The sequence below is a fragment of the Mycobacterium sp. ACS4054 genome, assembly GCF_001667275.1.
In the GTDB taxonomy this organism is placed as follows: domain Bacteria; phylum Actinomycetota; class Actinomycetes; order Mycobacteriales; family Mycobacteriaceae; genus Mycobacterium.
Genome location: NZ_LZHV01000055.1, coordinates 84334 through 98590 on the forward strand (window position 1 = coordinate 84334; position 14257 = coordinate 98590).

The following is a 14257-nucleotide window of genomic DNA, read 5'->3' on the forward strand; positions in this document are numbered from 1 at the left end:
ATTTGCTGGCCGTCTCACCGAAGTCGTTGTGTGTTCGTGACCGTTATGGGACCGGAAATCCCGCATCCACCCTGTTCGCCGCGCCGGTAGAATCGTCAGTTTGAAGCCAGGGGACGACAGGAGTGCGGCGATGAAAACTCAGGCCTGCGCCCGGGGACTGCTGCTGGCCGCGGCGGTGGGCGTGATGACGCTGATCGGCAACGCCGGCGTCGCGCGCGCGGATTCGGATGTCTTCGGGGCGCCGGGGCCGTCACTCCTCGACCAACTGGTGACCTCGACCCCCGCGCTGACGGTCGATCCGTCCGACGAAGCCAAGCCCTCGAAGGGGTCGAACGCCGTCGGCATGTATTGCGAGAATCGATTCGCGCACTGCCACTAGACCCCGCGCCCGGGCAAATCGCCTGGCCAGGCCCACCATGGTCGCCGGTGTGCCATGATGTCGGAGCTGTCAAGACATAGGGGAGCGGGCCGTGGATCTCAACTTGTCGATCGTTACGCGACCGGTCGAGCGCCTGATCGCTACGGCGCAGAACGGGCTGGAGGTCGTCCGGCTGGGCGGCTTGGAAACAGGTACCGTCCCGTCGCCGTCGCAGATCGTCGAGAGCGTACCGATGTACAAGCTCCGACGTTACTTCCCGCCGGACAGCCGGCCGGACAAACCGCCGGTGGGCCCGCCGGTGCTGATGGTGCACCCGATGATGATGTCGGCGGACATGTGGGACGTCACCCGCGAGGACGGCGCGGTCGGCATCCTGCACGCCAACGGGCTCGATCCGTGGGTGATCGACTTCGGCGAACCCGACAAGGTCGAGGGCGGCATGCGCCGCACCCTGGCCGACCACATCGTCGCGCTCAGTCAGGCCATCGACACGGTCAAGGAGACCACCGGCAGCGACATCCACCTGGTCGGGTACTCGCAGGGCGGCATGTGGTGCTACCAGGTCGCCGCCTACCGGCGGTCGAAGAGCCTGGCCAGCATCGTCACCTTCGGGTCGCCGGTGGACACCCTGGCCGCCCTGCCCATGGGCATCCCGGCGAACTTCGCCGCGCCCGCCGCCAACTTCATGGCCGACCACGTGTTCAGCCGGCTGGCCATCCCCAGCTGGATGGCGCGCACCGGCTTCCAGATGCTGGACCCGCTCAAGACCGCCAAGGCCCGGGTGGACTTCGTGCGCCAGCTGCACGACCGCGAGGCGCTGCTCCCGCGCGAGCAGCAGCGCCGGTTCCTCGAACGCGAGGGATGGATCGCGTGGTCCGGCCCGGCGATCTCCGAACTGCTCAAGCAGTTCATCGCCCACAACCGGATGATGACCGGCGGCTTCGCCGTCAACGGCCAGATGGTCACGCTCACCGACATCACGTGTCCGGTGCTGGCCTTCGTCGGCGAGGTGGATGACATTGGCCAGCCCGCTTCGGTGCGCGGCATCCGGCGGGCCGCACCCGACGCCGAAGTGTACGAAAGGACCATCCGCACAGGCCATTTCGGTCTGGTCGTGGGATCCAAGGCGGCGCAACAGAGTTGGCCCACCGTCGCCGACTGGGTGAAGTGGCTGTCCACCGGCGGCGACAAACCGGACAGCATCGACCTGATGGCCGACCAGCCCGAGGAGCACACCGACAGCGGTGTCGCGTTGAGTTCCCGGCTGGTGCACGGCGTCGGCGAGGTGTCCGAAGCGGCGCTGGGGCTGGTGCGCGGGGCGGCCAACACGGTGGTCGCGGCCAACAAGTCCGTGCGCACCCTGGCCGTCGAAACAGCCCGCACGCTGCCGCGCCTGGTGCGGCTGGGACAGATCAACGACCACACGCGAATCTCGTTGGGCCGCATCATCGAAGAGCAGGCGCACGAGGCCCCGCAGGGCGAGTTCCTGCTGTTCGACGGCCGCGTGCACACCTACGAGGCCGTGAACCGGCGGATCAACAACGTCGTGCGCGGCCTAATCGATGTCGGTGTGCGCCAAGGGGATCGGGTGGGCGTGCTGATGGAGACGCGGCCCAGCGCGCTGGTCGCCATCGCCGCGCTGTCGCGGCTGGGCGCGATCGCGGTGGTGATGCGGCCGGACGCCGACCTGGCCGCGTCGGTCCGGCTCGGCGGAGTGACGGAGCTGCTGACCGACCCGCCCAACCTGGAGGCGGTGCTGGCGGCGGACCGCCAGGGGCTGCGGCAGGTGCTGGTGCTGGGCGGCGGCGAGGCGCGGGATCTGCACCTGCCCGACGACAGCGACGTCATCGACATGGAGCAGATCGACCCCGACGCGGTTGAGCTCCCCGGGTGGTACCGGCCCAACCCCGGCCTGGCGCGTGACCTGGCCTTCATCGCCTTCAGCGCGGCCGGGGGCGAGCTGGTGGCCAAGCAGATCACCAACTACCGGTGGGCGGTGTCCGCCTTCGGGACCGCCTCCACGGCGGCCCTCGACCGCCGCGACACGTTGTACTGCCTGACGCCGCTGCACCACGAGTCGGCGCTGCTGGTCAGCCTGGGTGGCGCGGTGGTCGGCGGCACCCGCATCGCGCTGTCCCGCGGCCTGGACCGCGACCGCTTCGTGCAGGAGGTGCGCCAGTACGGCGTGACGGTGGTGTCCTACACCTGGGCCATGCTCCGCGAGATCGTGGATGATCCGGCGTTCGTGCTGCACGGCAACCATCCGGTGCGGCTGTTCATCGGCTCCGGCATGCCGACGGGGCTGTGGGGACGGGTCGTCGACGCGTTCGCGCCGGCCCACGTCGTCGAGTTCTTCGCCACCACCGACGGGCAGGCCGTGTTGGCCAATGTGTCCGGCGCCAAGGCGGGCAGCAAGGGCCGTCCGCTGCCCGGCGTCGGGCGCATCGAGCTGGGCGCCTACGACGCCAAGCACGACCTGATCCTGGAGAACGACCGCGGCTTCGTCGAGATCGCCGAGCCGAAGCAGGTCGGGGTGCTGCTCGCCGCGTCCAACGGCCCGATCGATCCGGCGGCGTCGGTCAAGCGCGGCGTGTTCGCGGCCGGCGACACCTGGATCTCGACCGAGTACCTGTTCTACCGGGACGACGACGGCGACTACTGGTGGGCGGGCCGGCGCGGCTCGGTGGTGCACACCGCCCGCGGCCTGGTGTATCCCGAGTCCGTCACCGACGTGCTGGGCTGCGTCAACGGTGTCGACCTCGCGGTGACCTACAACGTGCCGGTGGGCGACCGGGAGGTGGCGGTCTCGGCGGTCACGCTGCTTCCCGGGGCCAGCATCACCGCGGCCGACCTGACGGACGCCGTGGCGAAGATCCCCGTCGGCGTGGGCCCGGACATCGTCCAGGTATGCCCGGAGATGTCGTTGAGCGCGACCTACCGTCCGACCGTCAGCGCCCTGCGTGCCGCGGGGATTCCCAAACCGGGCCGCCACGTTTGGTATTTCGACGCCGAAGGCAACTTCTTCCGCAAGCTGACCCCGGGCGTGCGGGCGGCGCTGAGCGGGCGTGCCGATGGTTGACGATTCGCTGCTGAGCATCCTGGTGTGCCCGGCCGACCGCGGACCCCTGCTGTTCGTGGACTCACCCGACGGGGAGTTGCTGTACAACCCGCGGCTGCGGCGCGCCTACCGCATCGAGGACGGAATCCCGGTGCTGCTGATCGACGAGGCCCGCGACGTCGACGACGACGAGCACGCGCGGCTCATGGCACGAGGCCGTCCGGCAGATCACCGGTGAGGTAGCGCTGCAGGTTCGGCGCGATGGTCCGCGCGACCTGTTCGGCCGGCAGCGACGCGAACGGCTCGAACTGCAGGATGTAGCGCGCCAGCACCACGCCGACCAGCTGCGACGCGACGAACTGGACGCGGATGATTCCGCTTCCGGGCGGATCGTCAACGCGCGAACCGACTTCCACCGCGATCACGTCCTCGATGAACGTGCGGAACAGGTTGACCTCCGTGCCGGCCAGGACCGACCGCAGCGTGGCGACGAAGGCCGTGCCGATCTCGGAGTCCCACAGCGGCAACAGCATCGACGGCAGTCGGTAGCCGATTTCCTCGATCGGCATCTCGCGCAGCGGGCCGATGATGTCCATCGGATCGATCGGGATGTGCACGGCCGCGGCGAACAGCTTCTCCTTGGTGCCGAAGTAATGGTGCACCAGCGCCGAATCGACGCCGGCCGCCGCCGCCACCGCGCGGATCGAGGTGTTGCCAATCCCATTGGTGGCGAATAGGTCTCGCGCGCAGGACAGGATCCGTTCGCGGGTGTCGGAGCTGCCGGCCGGCCGCCCGGGCCGCCGGCGCCCGGTCTTGGTGGAACCAGCCACTAGCTGGTCCGCCGCCGCAGCGTCGCGGCCGCCAAACACAGCGCCGCCAGCGCGAACCCCAGCACGACGACGATGTCGCGCACCGCGACGAAGGTCAGCTGCGGGTGCGCGCCCACCTGCTGCAGCGCCTCGAGCGCGTAGCTGGCCGGCATCACGTTGCTGACCCACTGCAGCCAGTGCGGCATCACCGCCCGGGGCACGATGATGCCGGCCAGCAACAGCTGCGGCACCATCACCAGCGGGATGAACTGCACGGCCTGAAACTCGGTGCGGGCGAACGCGCTACACAACAGGCCCAGGCCCACGCCGAGGACGGCGTTGACGATCGCGATCGCGAACACCCACGCCGGGCTGCCGGCGGTGTCGAAGCCGAGCAACCAGAACGACACGATGCACGCCAGAATCGCTTGGGCCGCAGCGGCCGTCGAGAAGGCCGTGCCGTAGGCCATCAGCAGGTCGAACCGGCGCAGGGGAGTGGTCAGGATGCGCTCGAGCGTCCCGGAGGCGCGTTCGCGCTGCATGGTGATCGCCGTGATGATGAACATCACGAACAGCGGGAAGAGGCCCAGCAGGATCAGGCAGGCGTTGTTGAACGGGGCCGGGGTGCCGGGCCGGTGCGGTGCGTTCTGAAACATGAAGTACATCAACGTGATCACCAGCACCGGCACGAACAGGATCATCGCGACGCTGCGGTGGTCGGCCGCCAGCTGGCGCAGGATCCGCGTCGTGGTCGCGGTGTAGCCCTTGAGCCCTATCCGGCTTGGCGCATGGTGTTGCGCCTGATGATGGACAGAAACGCGTCCTCCAGTGACGTGCATCCGGTGTCCTCTCGTAGTTGGGCCGGGGTGGTGTGCGCGAGCAGGTGGCCGTCGCGCATCAACAGCAGGTCGCCGCAATGGTCGGCCTCGTCCATGACGTGGCTGGACACCAGCAGCGTGGTTCCGCCGCGGGCCAGCTCGGTGAACTGCTCCCAGAGGTCGGCGCGCAGGACCGGGTCCAGGCCGACGGTGGGTTCGTCGAGCACGAGCAGCTCGGGCCGGCAGACCAGCGCGCACGCCAGCGACACCCGGGTGCGCTGGCCGCCGGAAAGGTTGCCGCAGTAGGCGCTTCGGTGGTCGGCCAGCCCGACGCGCTCGATCGCGGCGTCCGCGGCGTGGCGGTCGAAACCGTAGAGCGAGGCGAAGTAGCGGACGTTGTCGACGATCCGCAGGTCGTTGTAGATGGTGGGGTCCTGGGGCAGGTAGCCGACGCGGCGGTGCAGCGGCGCCGACCCGGCCGGGTGCCCGAGCACCGTGACGGTGCCCGAGGTCACGATCTGGGTGCCGACGATGCAGCGCATCAGGGTGGTCTTGCCGCAGCCCGACGGGCCGAGCAGGCCGGTGATGCTGCCGCGCCCGATCTGCACCGAGAAGTCGTGCAGGGCGGGCCGCTTACCGCGGATCACGCGCAGGTGATCGATGCGGACGGCCTGGTCGCCGATTAATTCATCACGCGATGAAGTCATCATGTGATGAATATCGTCCTCCGGGGAGGCGTTGTCAAGGGTTGGTGCGGTCGTCCAATCCGGGGCGGCGCAGCGGCAGGTGCCCGTGCACGCCCTCGGCGTACGCGGTCTCGGCGTGCTGGGTGAGGTCGACGCCGGTCGTCTCGTCTTCGGCGCTGAGCCGGAAGCCCATCAGCCGGTCGATCACCTTGGCCAGCACGAACGACACGGTGAACGCATAGAGCCCGACGACGACGATCGCGAGCGACTGCTTGCCCAGCTGGCCCAGGCCGCCCCCGTAGAAAAGCCCCCGCGGCCCCGACGTCATGACCGCGGTGGCCAGCAGGCCGATCAGCGACACGCCGACCACGCCGCCCACGAAGTGCACGCCCACCACGTCGAGCGAATCGTCGTAGTTGAAGCGGAATTTCGCGCTGACCGCGAACGAGCACACGACGCCGGCCGCGAGGCCGACGACCGCCGCGCCGAGCGTGTTCACGGTTCCGCACGACGGCGTGATGGCGACCAGCCCGGCCACCACCCCGGACGCCGCGCCGAACGTGGTGGGCCGGCCGTCGCGGATCTGTTCGACCGACAGCCAGCCGAGCATGCCGAGGCAGCCGGCGACGAGGGTGTTGAGGAAGATGGCCGCCGCGGTCCCGTTGGCGGCCAGCGCGGAACCGGCGTTGAACCCGAACCAGCCGAACCACAGCAGGCCGACGCCGAGCAACACCAGCGGCAGGTTGTGCGGGCGCATCGCGTCCTTCTTGAAGCCGATGCGCGGCCCGAGCACCAGCGCCAGGGCCAGGGCCGAGGAGCCGGACACGATCTCGACGACCAGGCCGCCCGCGTAGTCGAGCACTCCGAGCTTGGCCAGCCAGCCGCCGGGCCCCCACACCCAGTGCGCCACAACCGAATACACGACGACCGCCCACACCGGGACGAACACCATCCAGGCGGCGAACTTGGCGCGGTCGGCGATGGCGCCGCTCACCAGCGCGGCCGTGATGATGGCGAACGTCACCTCGAAGGTGGCGAACAGCAATTCGGGAACCGCGCCGTGGGCGGTGTCCGGGTTGATGCCGAGCATCCCGATGTGGCGAAGGTTGCCGACGAAGCCGCTCGCCCCGTCTTCGGAGAACGCGATGGTGTAGCCCACCAGCAGCCACGCCACCGTCACCAGCGGGATGGAGATGAAGCTCATCATGATCATGTTGAGCACCCCGGTGGTGCGCACCATGCCGCCGTAGAAGATGGCCAGGCCGGGAGTCATCAGCAGGACCAGCGCGGTGCTGGCCAGCAGCCACGCGGTGGCGGCGGGGTCGATCGAATGCATGGCGTCGGCTCCTTCTCGGGGCCTGGGGGTCCCCGCGACACCGGGATATTGCCATGGCGGCGGTGCCGGTAGGTTCGGTGGGTGGCCGCACGCGAGCTGCTCGTCGACCCCGTCGCGGCCGCGCATCGGCTGCTCGGCGCCACCCTCACCGGGCGCGGCGTCACCGCCGTCATCGTCGAAGTCGAGGCCTACGGCGGCGTTCCCGACGGCCCCTGGCCCGACGCCGCGGCCCACTCCTACCGGGGCATGTCCGGCCGCAACGCGGTGATGTTCGGCCCGCCCGGGCGGCTCTACACCTACCGCAGCCACGGGATCCACGTCTGCGCCAACGTCTCCTGCGGGCCCGACGGCACCGCCGCGGCCGTCCTGCTGCGGGCCGCCGCGCTGGAGGATGGCACCGACGTCGCCCGCGCCCGGCGCGGCGAGCTGGTCCGCGCGGCCGCGCTCGCCCGCGGCCCCGGCAACCTGTGCTCGGCCCTGGGAATCACCATGGCGGACAACGGCATTGACCTGTTCGACCCGAACAGTGCGGTAACGCTGGAACTGAACGAGCCGCTGACCCCCGCGTGCGGGCCGCGCGTCGGCGTCAGCAAGGCCGCCGATCGGCCGTGGCGGCTGTGGCTCCCGGGCCGCCCGGAGGTCTCGGCGTACCGGCGCAGCCCGCGGGCGCCGGCCCCGGGCACCAGCGATTAAGCGTCGGCCAGCGCCGCCGCCCGGAACGCGGGGTCCACGCGACGCGCGAGGAACACGAACGTCAGGGCCATCAGGGGCGCGACGGCGCTGTATAGCGCGGCCGGCGTGGCCATTTCGACGCTGTTGAGCAACTGGGGGCTCAACGCCACGCCCATCGCCACCACGGCGTTGTGCATGCCGACCTCCAGGCTGACCGCAACGGCCTGCCGGGGAGCCAGGCGCATCAGCCGCGGCGCCAGGTAGCCGACCGTCAGGCTGACCGAGCAGAAGGTCGCGACGGCCCCGCTCAGCGCGCCGAAGTTGTGCCACAGCGTCTTGCGTCCTCCGGCGACGGCCCCGAGGACGGCCAGCACCAGCAGCACAAGGGCGGCGATCCGGACCGGCTTCTGCAGCCGCCGGGCCGCCTCGGGAAAGCGGTGCCGGAAGGCCACCCCGATGGCGATCGGGACGAGCACCATGCCGAACACCGCGAAGAACTTGTCCAGTTGCAGGGGCAGAAACCGCCCCTCGCCCATGAACCAGGTCATCGCCACCGCCAGGATCGCGGGCAGGGCGACGATTGACAGCACGGCGTTGATCGCGGTCAGCGTGAGGTTCAGCGCCAGGTCGCCGTTGAACAAGTGGCTGAGGATGCTCGACATGGTCCCGCCGGGGGTGGCGGCCATCAGCATCAGCCCGACGGCCAGCGGCGGCGCGAGGCGGAAGGCCTCGGCGATCACCAGGCACAGGGCCGGCAGCAGCAGCGCCTGGCAGATCAGCGCCACCGCCAGGGGTTTGCGCAGCGTGGCGGCGCGCTTGAAGTCGTCGATCGTGAGCGTCAGCCCGAGGGCAAGCATCACCGCGATGACCACGATCGGCCAGTATCGGTTGTCCATCACGCTCCGCGTCGTCGGCGCGCCCACGTCGATGGCGCGACGGTGGTTAGCTTGCCTTATCGCGCCGCGCGGCGGCGAATCGTGGCCCCGGGAGCGACTAAAGTCGTGCGCGATGTCTTCCGGGATCCTTGACGAGCTGGGCTGGCGCGGCCTGATCGCGCAGTCCACCGACCTCGCCGCGCTGGCCGCCGAGCGCGGGCCGCTGACCGTGTACGCGGGTTTCGATCCCACCGCGCCCAGCCTGCACGCGGGGCACCTGGTGCCGCTGCTGGCGCTGCGGCGGTTTCAGCGGGCCGGGCATCGCCCGATCGTGCTCGCCGGCGGGGCCACCGGCATGATCGGCGACCCGCGCGACGTCGGCGAGCGCACCCTCAACGAGGCGGACACCGTCGCGGAATGGACCGGGCGCATCCGCGGGCAGCTGGAGCGCTTCGTCGATTTCGACCAATCCCCGACGGGCGCGGTCGTCGTCAACAACCTGGACTGGACCCAAGGCCTCTCGGCCATCGAGTTCCTGCGTGACCTCGGCAAGCACTTCTCGGTCAACGTCATGCTGGATCGCGACACCATCCGGCGGCGGCTGGAGGGCGAGGGCATCTCCTACACGGAGTTCAGCTACATGCTGTTGCAGGCCAACGACTACGTGGAGCTGTATCGGCGGTACGGCTGCACGCTGCAGATCGGCGGCTCCGACCAGTGGGGCAACATCATCGCCGGCGTCCGGCTGGTCCGCCAGAAGCTGGGCGCGACGGTGCACGCGCTGACCGTTCCGCTGGTCACCGCGGCCGACGGCACCAAGTTCGGCAAGTCCACCGGCGGCGGCAGCCTGTGGCTGGACCCGGCGATGACCACCCCGTACGCGTGGTACCAGTACTTCTTCAACACCGCCGACGCCGACGTGATCCGGTACCTGCGGTGGTTCACCTTCCTGTCCGCCGACGAGCTGGCCGAGCTGGAGCACGCCACCCAGGAGCGCCCGCAGCAGCGCGCCGCCCAGCGCCGGCTGGCCCGCGAACTGACCGTGCTCGTCCACGGCGAGGCGGCCACCGAGGCCGTCGAGCACGCCAGCCGGGCGCTGTTCGGTCAGGGCGAGCTGGACCGGCTGGACGAGGCGACGCTGGCGGCCGCGCTGCGCGAGGCCTCGGTGGCCGAGCTCAAACCCGGCGCCCCCGACGGGATCGTCGACCTGTTGGTGGCCAGCGGCCTGTCGGAGAGCAGGAAGGCCGCCCGCCGCACCATCGGCGAGGGCGGGGTGTCGGTCAACAACGCCCGGATCGACAGCGAGGAGTGGACGCCGCAGCCCTCGGACTTCCTGCACGGCCGGTGGCTGGTGCTGCGCCGCGGCAAGCGCACGATCGCCGGGATCGAAAAGGTCATCGAAAAGGTATAGAACGCACCCGCAACACACGTTGGTGCGCAAATCTTTACCGTTCCGTGTTGCGGCTGTGACCCGGATTGGCCAGGGTGGTCACGATGACATCCCTGCGGCGCGTCCGGTGGGCCCTGCTGCGCGTCCTGGGGGTGGGCGCCTGCGTGGCGGGCCTGGCCGCGCCACTGGCCGCCCCCGTGCGCGCCGACATGCGCGGGAACGCCTTCCTGATGGCCCTGTCCAACGCCGGGATCACCTATCCCCACCCCGCCAGCGCGCTGGCGCTGGGCCAGTCGGTGTGCCCCATGCTGGTCATGCCGGGCCAGTCCTTCGACACGGTGGCCGCCGAGATGGCCAGGCGCAGCGGCCTCGGTTACGACTCGGCCGGGCTGTTCACCATCGTCGCCATCGCGAACTTCTGCCCGGCGGTGATCGCGCCGCTGCTGCAGAACCGGCTCACGGCGTACTAGCCCCGCGGCCCCCGTATCCTCGGCTGCGTGGTCGACGACAGGCAGCGGCAGCGGGGTGAACGGCGCCCGCGTTCGTCCGGCGCCTGGTCGGGGACGGGCCGCGCGCGACCGGCCCAGCCGCAGAAGCCCGACGCCCGCCGCGAGCCCGACGCCGGGCCGCCGATACCGCCCGGCGTGGACGCCCGGCAGCTGGCGCCCGAGATCCGCGGCGAGCTGAGCACGCTGGACCGCGCCACCGCCGACGCGGTCGCGCGGCACCTGGTCGCCGCCGGCGAGTTGCTCGACGAGGACCCGGAGGCCGCGCTGCGCCGACCACGCGCCGCCCGGGCCCGGTCCAGCAGGATCGCCGCGATCCGTGAGGCGGTCGGAATCGCCGCCTATCACTGCGGCGACTGGGCCCAGGCGCTGGCCGAACTGCGCGCAGCCCGCAGGATGGGCAGCAAGTCCAACCTGCTCGCCCTCATCGCGGATTGCGAACGGGGACTTGGCCGCCCGGAACGCGCGATCGAACTCGCGCGCGGGCCGGAGGCCGCGCAGCTCGACGGTGACGACGCCGACGAGCTGCGCATTGTCGCGGCTGGCGCGCGCGCGGATCTCGGCCAGCTGGAGCAGGCGCTGACCCTCTTGTCCACGCCGCAATTGGACCCGGGCCGCCAGGGCCCGACGGCGGCGCGGTTGTTCTACGCCTACGCCGACACGCTATTGGCCCTGGGCCGCAAAGACGAAGCGCTGCAATGGTTCCTGCGCTCGGCGGCGGCCGACGTCGACGGCGTCACCGACGCCGAAGACCGGGTCAGCGAGCTGGGCTGAGATGACAAGCGTTGCGCGCCAATACGATTGCCTGTTGCTCGATCTTGATGGCACCTTGTTTCGCGGCCGCCAGCCCACCGACGGCGCGGTGCAGGCCCTGGCCGAGGTGCGCAGCCGCGCGTTCTTCATCACCAACAACGCGTCGCGCAGCGCCGCCGAGGTGGCCGCGCACCTGACCGAGCTCGGCTTCACCGCCACCGCCGACGACGTCGCCACCAGCGCGCAGAGCGCCGCCCGGCTGCTGGCCGATCGGCTGCCGGCCGGGTCGCCGGTGTTGATCGTGGGCACCGACGCGCTGGCCGACGAGGTCGCGGACGTGTGGCTGCGGCCGGTGCGCCGCTTCGACGACGAGCCGGTCGCCGTCGTACAGGGCCTGTCGATGACCATCGGCTGGCCCGACCTGGCCGAGGCCGCGCTGGCCATTCGCTCCGGCGCGCTCTGGGTGGCGGCCAACATCGATCCGACCCTGCCGACCGAGCGGGGCCTGTTGCCGGGGAACGGGTCCATGGTCGCCGCGCTGCGGGCCGCGACCGGCGCCGAGCCGCAGGTCGCGGGCAAACCCGCGCCCGGCCTGCTCACGGACGCGGTGGCCCGGGGCGAATTTCGCGCGCCGCTGGTGGTCGGCGACCGGCTGGACACCGACATCGAGGGCGCGAACGCTGCCAAGCTGCCCAGCCTGATGGTCCTCACCGGGGTCAGCTCCGCGCGGGACGCGGTGTACGCCGAACCCGAGCGGCGGCCGACCTACATCGGCCACGACCTGCGAGCGCTGCACTCCGACGGCGACCAGCTCGCGGTCGGCCCCCAGCCGGCCTGGGCGGTCGACGTCGGCGACGGGGCGGTGACCGTCAGTGGCGCCGGGCCCGACGACGGCGACGGGCTGTCGATCGTGCGGGCGGTCGCCAGCGCCGTCTGGGGCGCGCGGTCCGACGGGCACCCGCTCGGCATCCACGCCGCCGACGACCGCGCCCGCGACGCGCTGCAGCGCTGGTCGTTGGTGCACAGCGACTGACGGGTGACTAGCGTAAGAGCGCAATGACTACCGATCCCGAACAGATCCGTGCCGAAATCGACGCCCTGCTGGCCCGGCTGCCCGAGCCCGGTGCGCCGGACAATCCCCACAACGCGCCGTCGCTAACGGAGCTCGAAGACATTGCGCGCCGCCTTTCCGAGGCGCACGACGTGCTGCTGGCCGCGCTGGAGTCGGCGGAGAAGGGCTGAGTGCCCGCATGTCCCGCCGCGCCCGCGTCGACGCCGAGCTGGTTCGGCGCGGCCTGGCGCGATCGCGCCAGCAGGCCGCCGAGTTGATCGGCGCCGGGCGGGTCAGCATCGACGGGCTGCCGGCCCGCAAGCCGGGCACGGCCGTCGCCGTCACCGCGGCCCTGACCGTCGCCGACGACGGCGAGCGGGGCTGGGTGTCGCGGGGCGCGCACAAACTGATCGGCGCCCTGGACGCCTTCGGCATCCCGGTGGCGGGCCGGCGCTGCCTGGACGCCGGGGCGTCGACGGGCGGGTTCACCGAGGTGCTGCTGGACCGCGGCGCCGCCGGAATCGTGGCGGTGGACGTCGGATACGGCCAGCTGGCGTGGTCGCTGCGCTGCGACCCGCGGGTCGTCGTCGTCGAGCGGACGAACGCGCGTGACCTGTCTCGCGAGGCGATCGGCGGCCCGGTCGACCTCATCGTGGCCGACCTGTCCTTCATTTCGCTGTCCACCGTGTTGCCCGCGCTGGCTGGATGTGCTTCGGCCACTGCGGATATCGTTCCCATGGTGAAGCCGCAGTTCGAGGTGGGCAGGGGCCAGGTGGGTGCCGGCGGGGTCGTGCACGACCCGGGCCTGCGTGCCGGCGCCGTGCTGGCGGTGGCGCGGCGCGCCGGCGAACTGGGCTGGCACACCGCCGGGGTCACTCCCAGCCCGCTGCCGGGCCCCTCGGGCAACGTCGAATACTTCTTGTGGTTGCGCGCCGAAACGGGATTGGCGGATGACGAGTTGGCGGCGGCGGTTGAGCACGCCGTAGAACGGGGCCCGCAATGACCGAGCAGCGCACGGTGCTGATGGTGGTGCACACCGGCCGCGAGGAAGCCACCGACACCGCGGCCCGGGTGCAGAAGGTGTTGGGCGACAACGACATCGGGCTCCGGGTGCTGTCCGCCGAGGCGGTCGACCGGGGTTCGCTGCATGTGGCGCCCGACGACATCCGCGCGATGGGCGTCGAGATCGAGGTCGTCGACGCCGACCCGCAGGCCGCCGACGGCTGCGAGCTGGTGCTGGTGCTCGGCGGGGACGGCACGTTCCTGCGCGCGGCCGAACTGGCCCGCAACGCCGGTATCCCGGTGCTGGGCGTCAACCTGGGCCGGATCGGCTTCCTGGCCGAGGCCGAGGCCGAGGCCATCGACCGGGTGCTCGAGCACGTCGTCGCCCGGGACTACCGGGTGGAGAACCGCCTCACCCTGGACGTGCTGGTGCGCACGGGCGGCCGGGAGATCGCGCACGGCTGGGCGCTCAACGAGGTCAGCCTGGAAAAGGGCCCGCGGCTGGGCGTGCTCGGGGTGGTCGTCGAGATCGACGGCCGGCCGGTGTCGGCGTTCGGGTGCGACGGCGTGCTGGTGTCGACGCCCACCGGCTCCACCGCCTACGCGTTCTCCGCGGGCGGCCCCGTGCTGTGGCCGGACCTCGAGGCAATCCTGGTGGTGCCCAACAACGCTCACGCGCTGTTCGGCCGGCCGATGGTCACCAGCCCCGACGCCACCATCGCGATCGAGATCGAGGCGGACGGCCACGACGCCCTGGTGTTCTGCGACGGCCGGCGCGAAATGCTGATCCCGGCCGGCAGCCGGATCGAGGTGAGCCGTTGTGACACGCCGGTGAAGTGGGCGCGGCTGGACAGCGCGCCGTTCACCGACCGGTTGGTGCGCAAGTTCCGGCTGCCGGTGACGGGTTGGCGCGGGAAGTAAC

The 14257-nt window shown here is 71.1% G+C and carries 16 protein-coding genes; 11 read left to right on the plus strand and 5 right to left on the minus strand.

Translation table 11 applies throughout. The annotated features are described in order from the left end of the window. Window positions 1-130 precede the first annotated feature (130 nt). The 3 genes from A5730_RS15670 (at window position 131) to A5730_RS15680 (ending at window position 3675) form a co-directional block, all read left to right on the plus strand. On the plus strand, window positions 131-379 hold the full coding sequence (locus tag A5730_RS15670) for a hypothetical protein (protein WP_067902013.1): 249 nt from the start codon (window positions 131-133) through the stop codon (window positions 377-379). A 91-nt stretch (window positions 380-470) separates the two neighbouring features. Continuing rightward, on the plus strand, window positions 471-3458 hold the full coding sequence (locus A5730_RS15675) for an acyl-CoA synthetase (RefSeq protein WP_067902015.1): 2988 nt from the start codon (window positions 471-473) through the stop codon (window positions 3456-3458). Beyond that, window positions 3451-3675, plus strand: a complete 225-nt coding sequence (locus A5730_RS15680; protein ID WP_067902178.1) for a Trm112 family protein — start codon at window positions 3451-3453, stop codon at window positions 3673-3675. Before A5730_RS15675 ends, A5730_RS15680 begins: the two co-directional genes overlap by 8 nt. Here the strand turns inward: A5730_RS15680 and A5730_RS15685 are convergent. From A5730_RS15685 to A5730_RS15700, 4 genes are read right to left on the minus strand one after another with little or no spacing between them, the layout of a single operon-like run. Continuing rightward, a complete protein-coding gene (locus A5730_RS15685; RefSeq protein WP_067902186.1) occupies window positions 3641-4267 on the minus strand; it encodes a TetR/AcrR family transcriptional regulator in 627 nt (208 codons plus the stop codon). The genes A5730_RS15680 and A5730_RS15685 overlap by 35 nt on opposite strands. Next, window positions 4267-5085, minus strand: coding sequence for an ABC transporter permease (locus tag A5730_RS15690; RefSeq protein ID WP_082946852.1), 819 nt, complete (start codon window positions 5083-5085; stop codon window positions 4267-4269). Before A5730_RS15690 ends, A5730_RS15685 begins: the two co-directional genes overlap by 1 nt. Next, a complete protein-coding gene (locus A5730_RS15695; RefSeq protein WP_055404402.1) occupies window positions 5019-5774 on the minus strand; it encodes an ABC transporter ATP-binding protein in 756 nt (251 codons plus the stop codon). Before A5730_RS15695 ends, A5730_RS15690 begins: the two co-directional genes overlap by 67 nt. A gap of 31 nt (window positions 5775-5805) precedes the next feature. Beyond that, on the minus strand, window positions 5806-7086 hold the full coding sequence (locus A5730_RS15700) for an ammonium transporter (protein WP_067823233.1): 1281 nt from the start codon (window positions 7084-7086) through the stop codon (window positions 5806-5808). Between the two features lie 81 nt (window positions 7087-7167). Here A5730_RS15700 and A5730_RS15705 point away from each other — a divergent pair, with 81 nt between their 5' ends. Continuing rightward, window positions 7168-7779, plus strand: coding sequence for a DNA-3-methyladenine glycosylase (locus A5730_RS15705; RefSeq protein WP_067902040.1), 612 nt, complete (start codon window positions 7168-7170; stop codon window positions 7777-7779). Here A5730_RS15705 and A5730_RS15710 read toward each other — a convergent pair. Next, window positions 7776-8654 carry a bile acid:sodium symporter family protein gene (locus A5730_RS15710; protein WP_067902049.1) on the minus strand — a complete coding sequence of 293 codons (879 nt, stop codon included), beginning with the start codon at window positions 8652-8654 and terminating at the stop codon, window positions 7776-7778. The two genes, A5730_RS15705 and A5730_RS15710, sit on opposite strands and share 4 nt — an antisense overlap. A gap of 112 nt (window positions 8655-8766) precedes the next feature. On the opposite strand from A5730_RS15710, the gene tyrS reads away from it, so the two are divergent. The 7 genes from tyrS (at window position 8767) to A5730_RS15745 (ending at window position 14256) form a co-directional block, all read left to right on the plus strand. After that, entirely contained in the window at window positions 8767-10044 is a 1278-nt protein-coding gene (tyrS, locus tag A5730_RS15715) for a tyrosine--tRNA ligase (protein ID WP_067902052.1), read from the plus strand. Window positions 10045-10127: 83 nt separating this feature from the next. Continuing rightward, window positions 10128-10493 carry a DUF732 domain-containing protein gene (locus A5730_RS15720; RefSeq protein ID WP_067902188.1) on the plus strand — a complete coding sequence of 122 codons (366 nt, stop codon included), beginning with the start codon at window positions 10128-10130 and terminating at the stop codon, window positions 10491-10493. A 27-nt stretch (window positions 10494-10520) separates the two neighbouring features. Beyond that, window positions 10521-11303, plus strand: a complete 783-nt coding sequence (locus tag A5730_RS15725; RefSeq protein ID WP_082946853.1) for a tetratricopeptide repeat protein — start codon at window positions 10521-10523, stop codon at window positions 11301-11303. 1 nt (window position 11304) lies between these two features. Further along, window positions 11305-12315 carry an HAD hydrolase-like protein gene (locus A5730_RS15730; protein WP_067902055.1) on the plus strand — a complete coding sequence of 337 codons (1011 nt, stop codon included), beginning with the start codon at window positions 11305-11307 and terminating at the stop codon, window positions 12313-12315. Window positions 12316-12338: 23 nt separating this feature from the next. Further along, the gene (locus A5730_RS15735; protein ID WP_067902058.1) at window positions 12339-12524 is read left to right on the plus strand and encodes a hypothetical protein; all 186 of its coding nucleotides are present in this window, start codon (window positions 12339-12341) and stop codon (window positions 12522-12524) included. An 8-nt stretch (window positions 12525-12532) separates the two neighbouring features. Further along, complete coding sequence (locus tag A5730_RS15740) at window positions 12533-13336, plus strand: TlyA family RNA methyltransferase (protein WP_067902062.1); 804 nt, start codon at window positions 12533-12535, stop codon at window positions 13334-13336. Then, window positions 13333-14256 carry an NAD kinase gene (locus A5730_RS15745; protein WP_067902065.1) on the plus strand — a complete coding sequence of 308 codons (924 nt, stop codon included), beginning with the start codon at window positions 13333-13335 and terminating at the stop codon, window positions 14254-14256. The genes A5730_RS15740 and A5730_RS15745 overlap by 4 nt, the downstream gene beginning before the upstream one ends. Window position 14257: the final 1 nt, after the last annotated feature.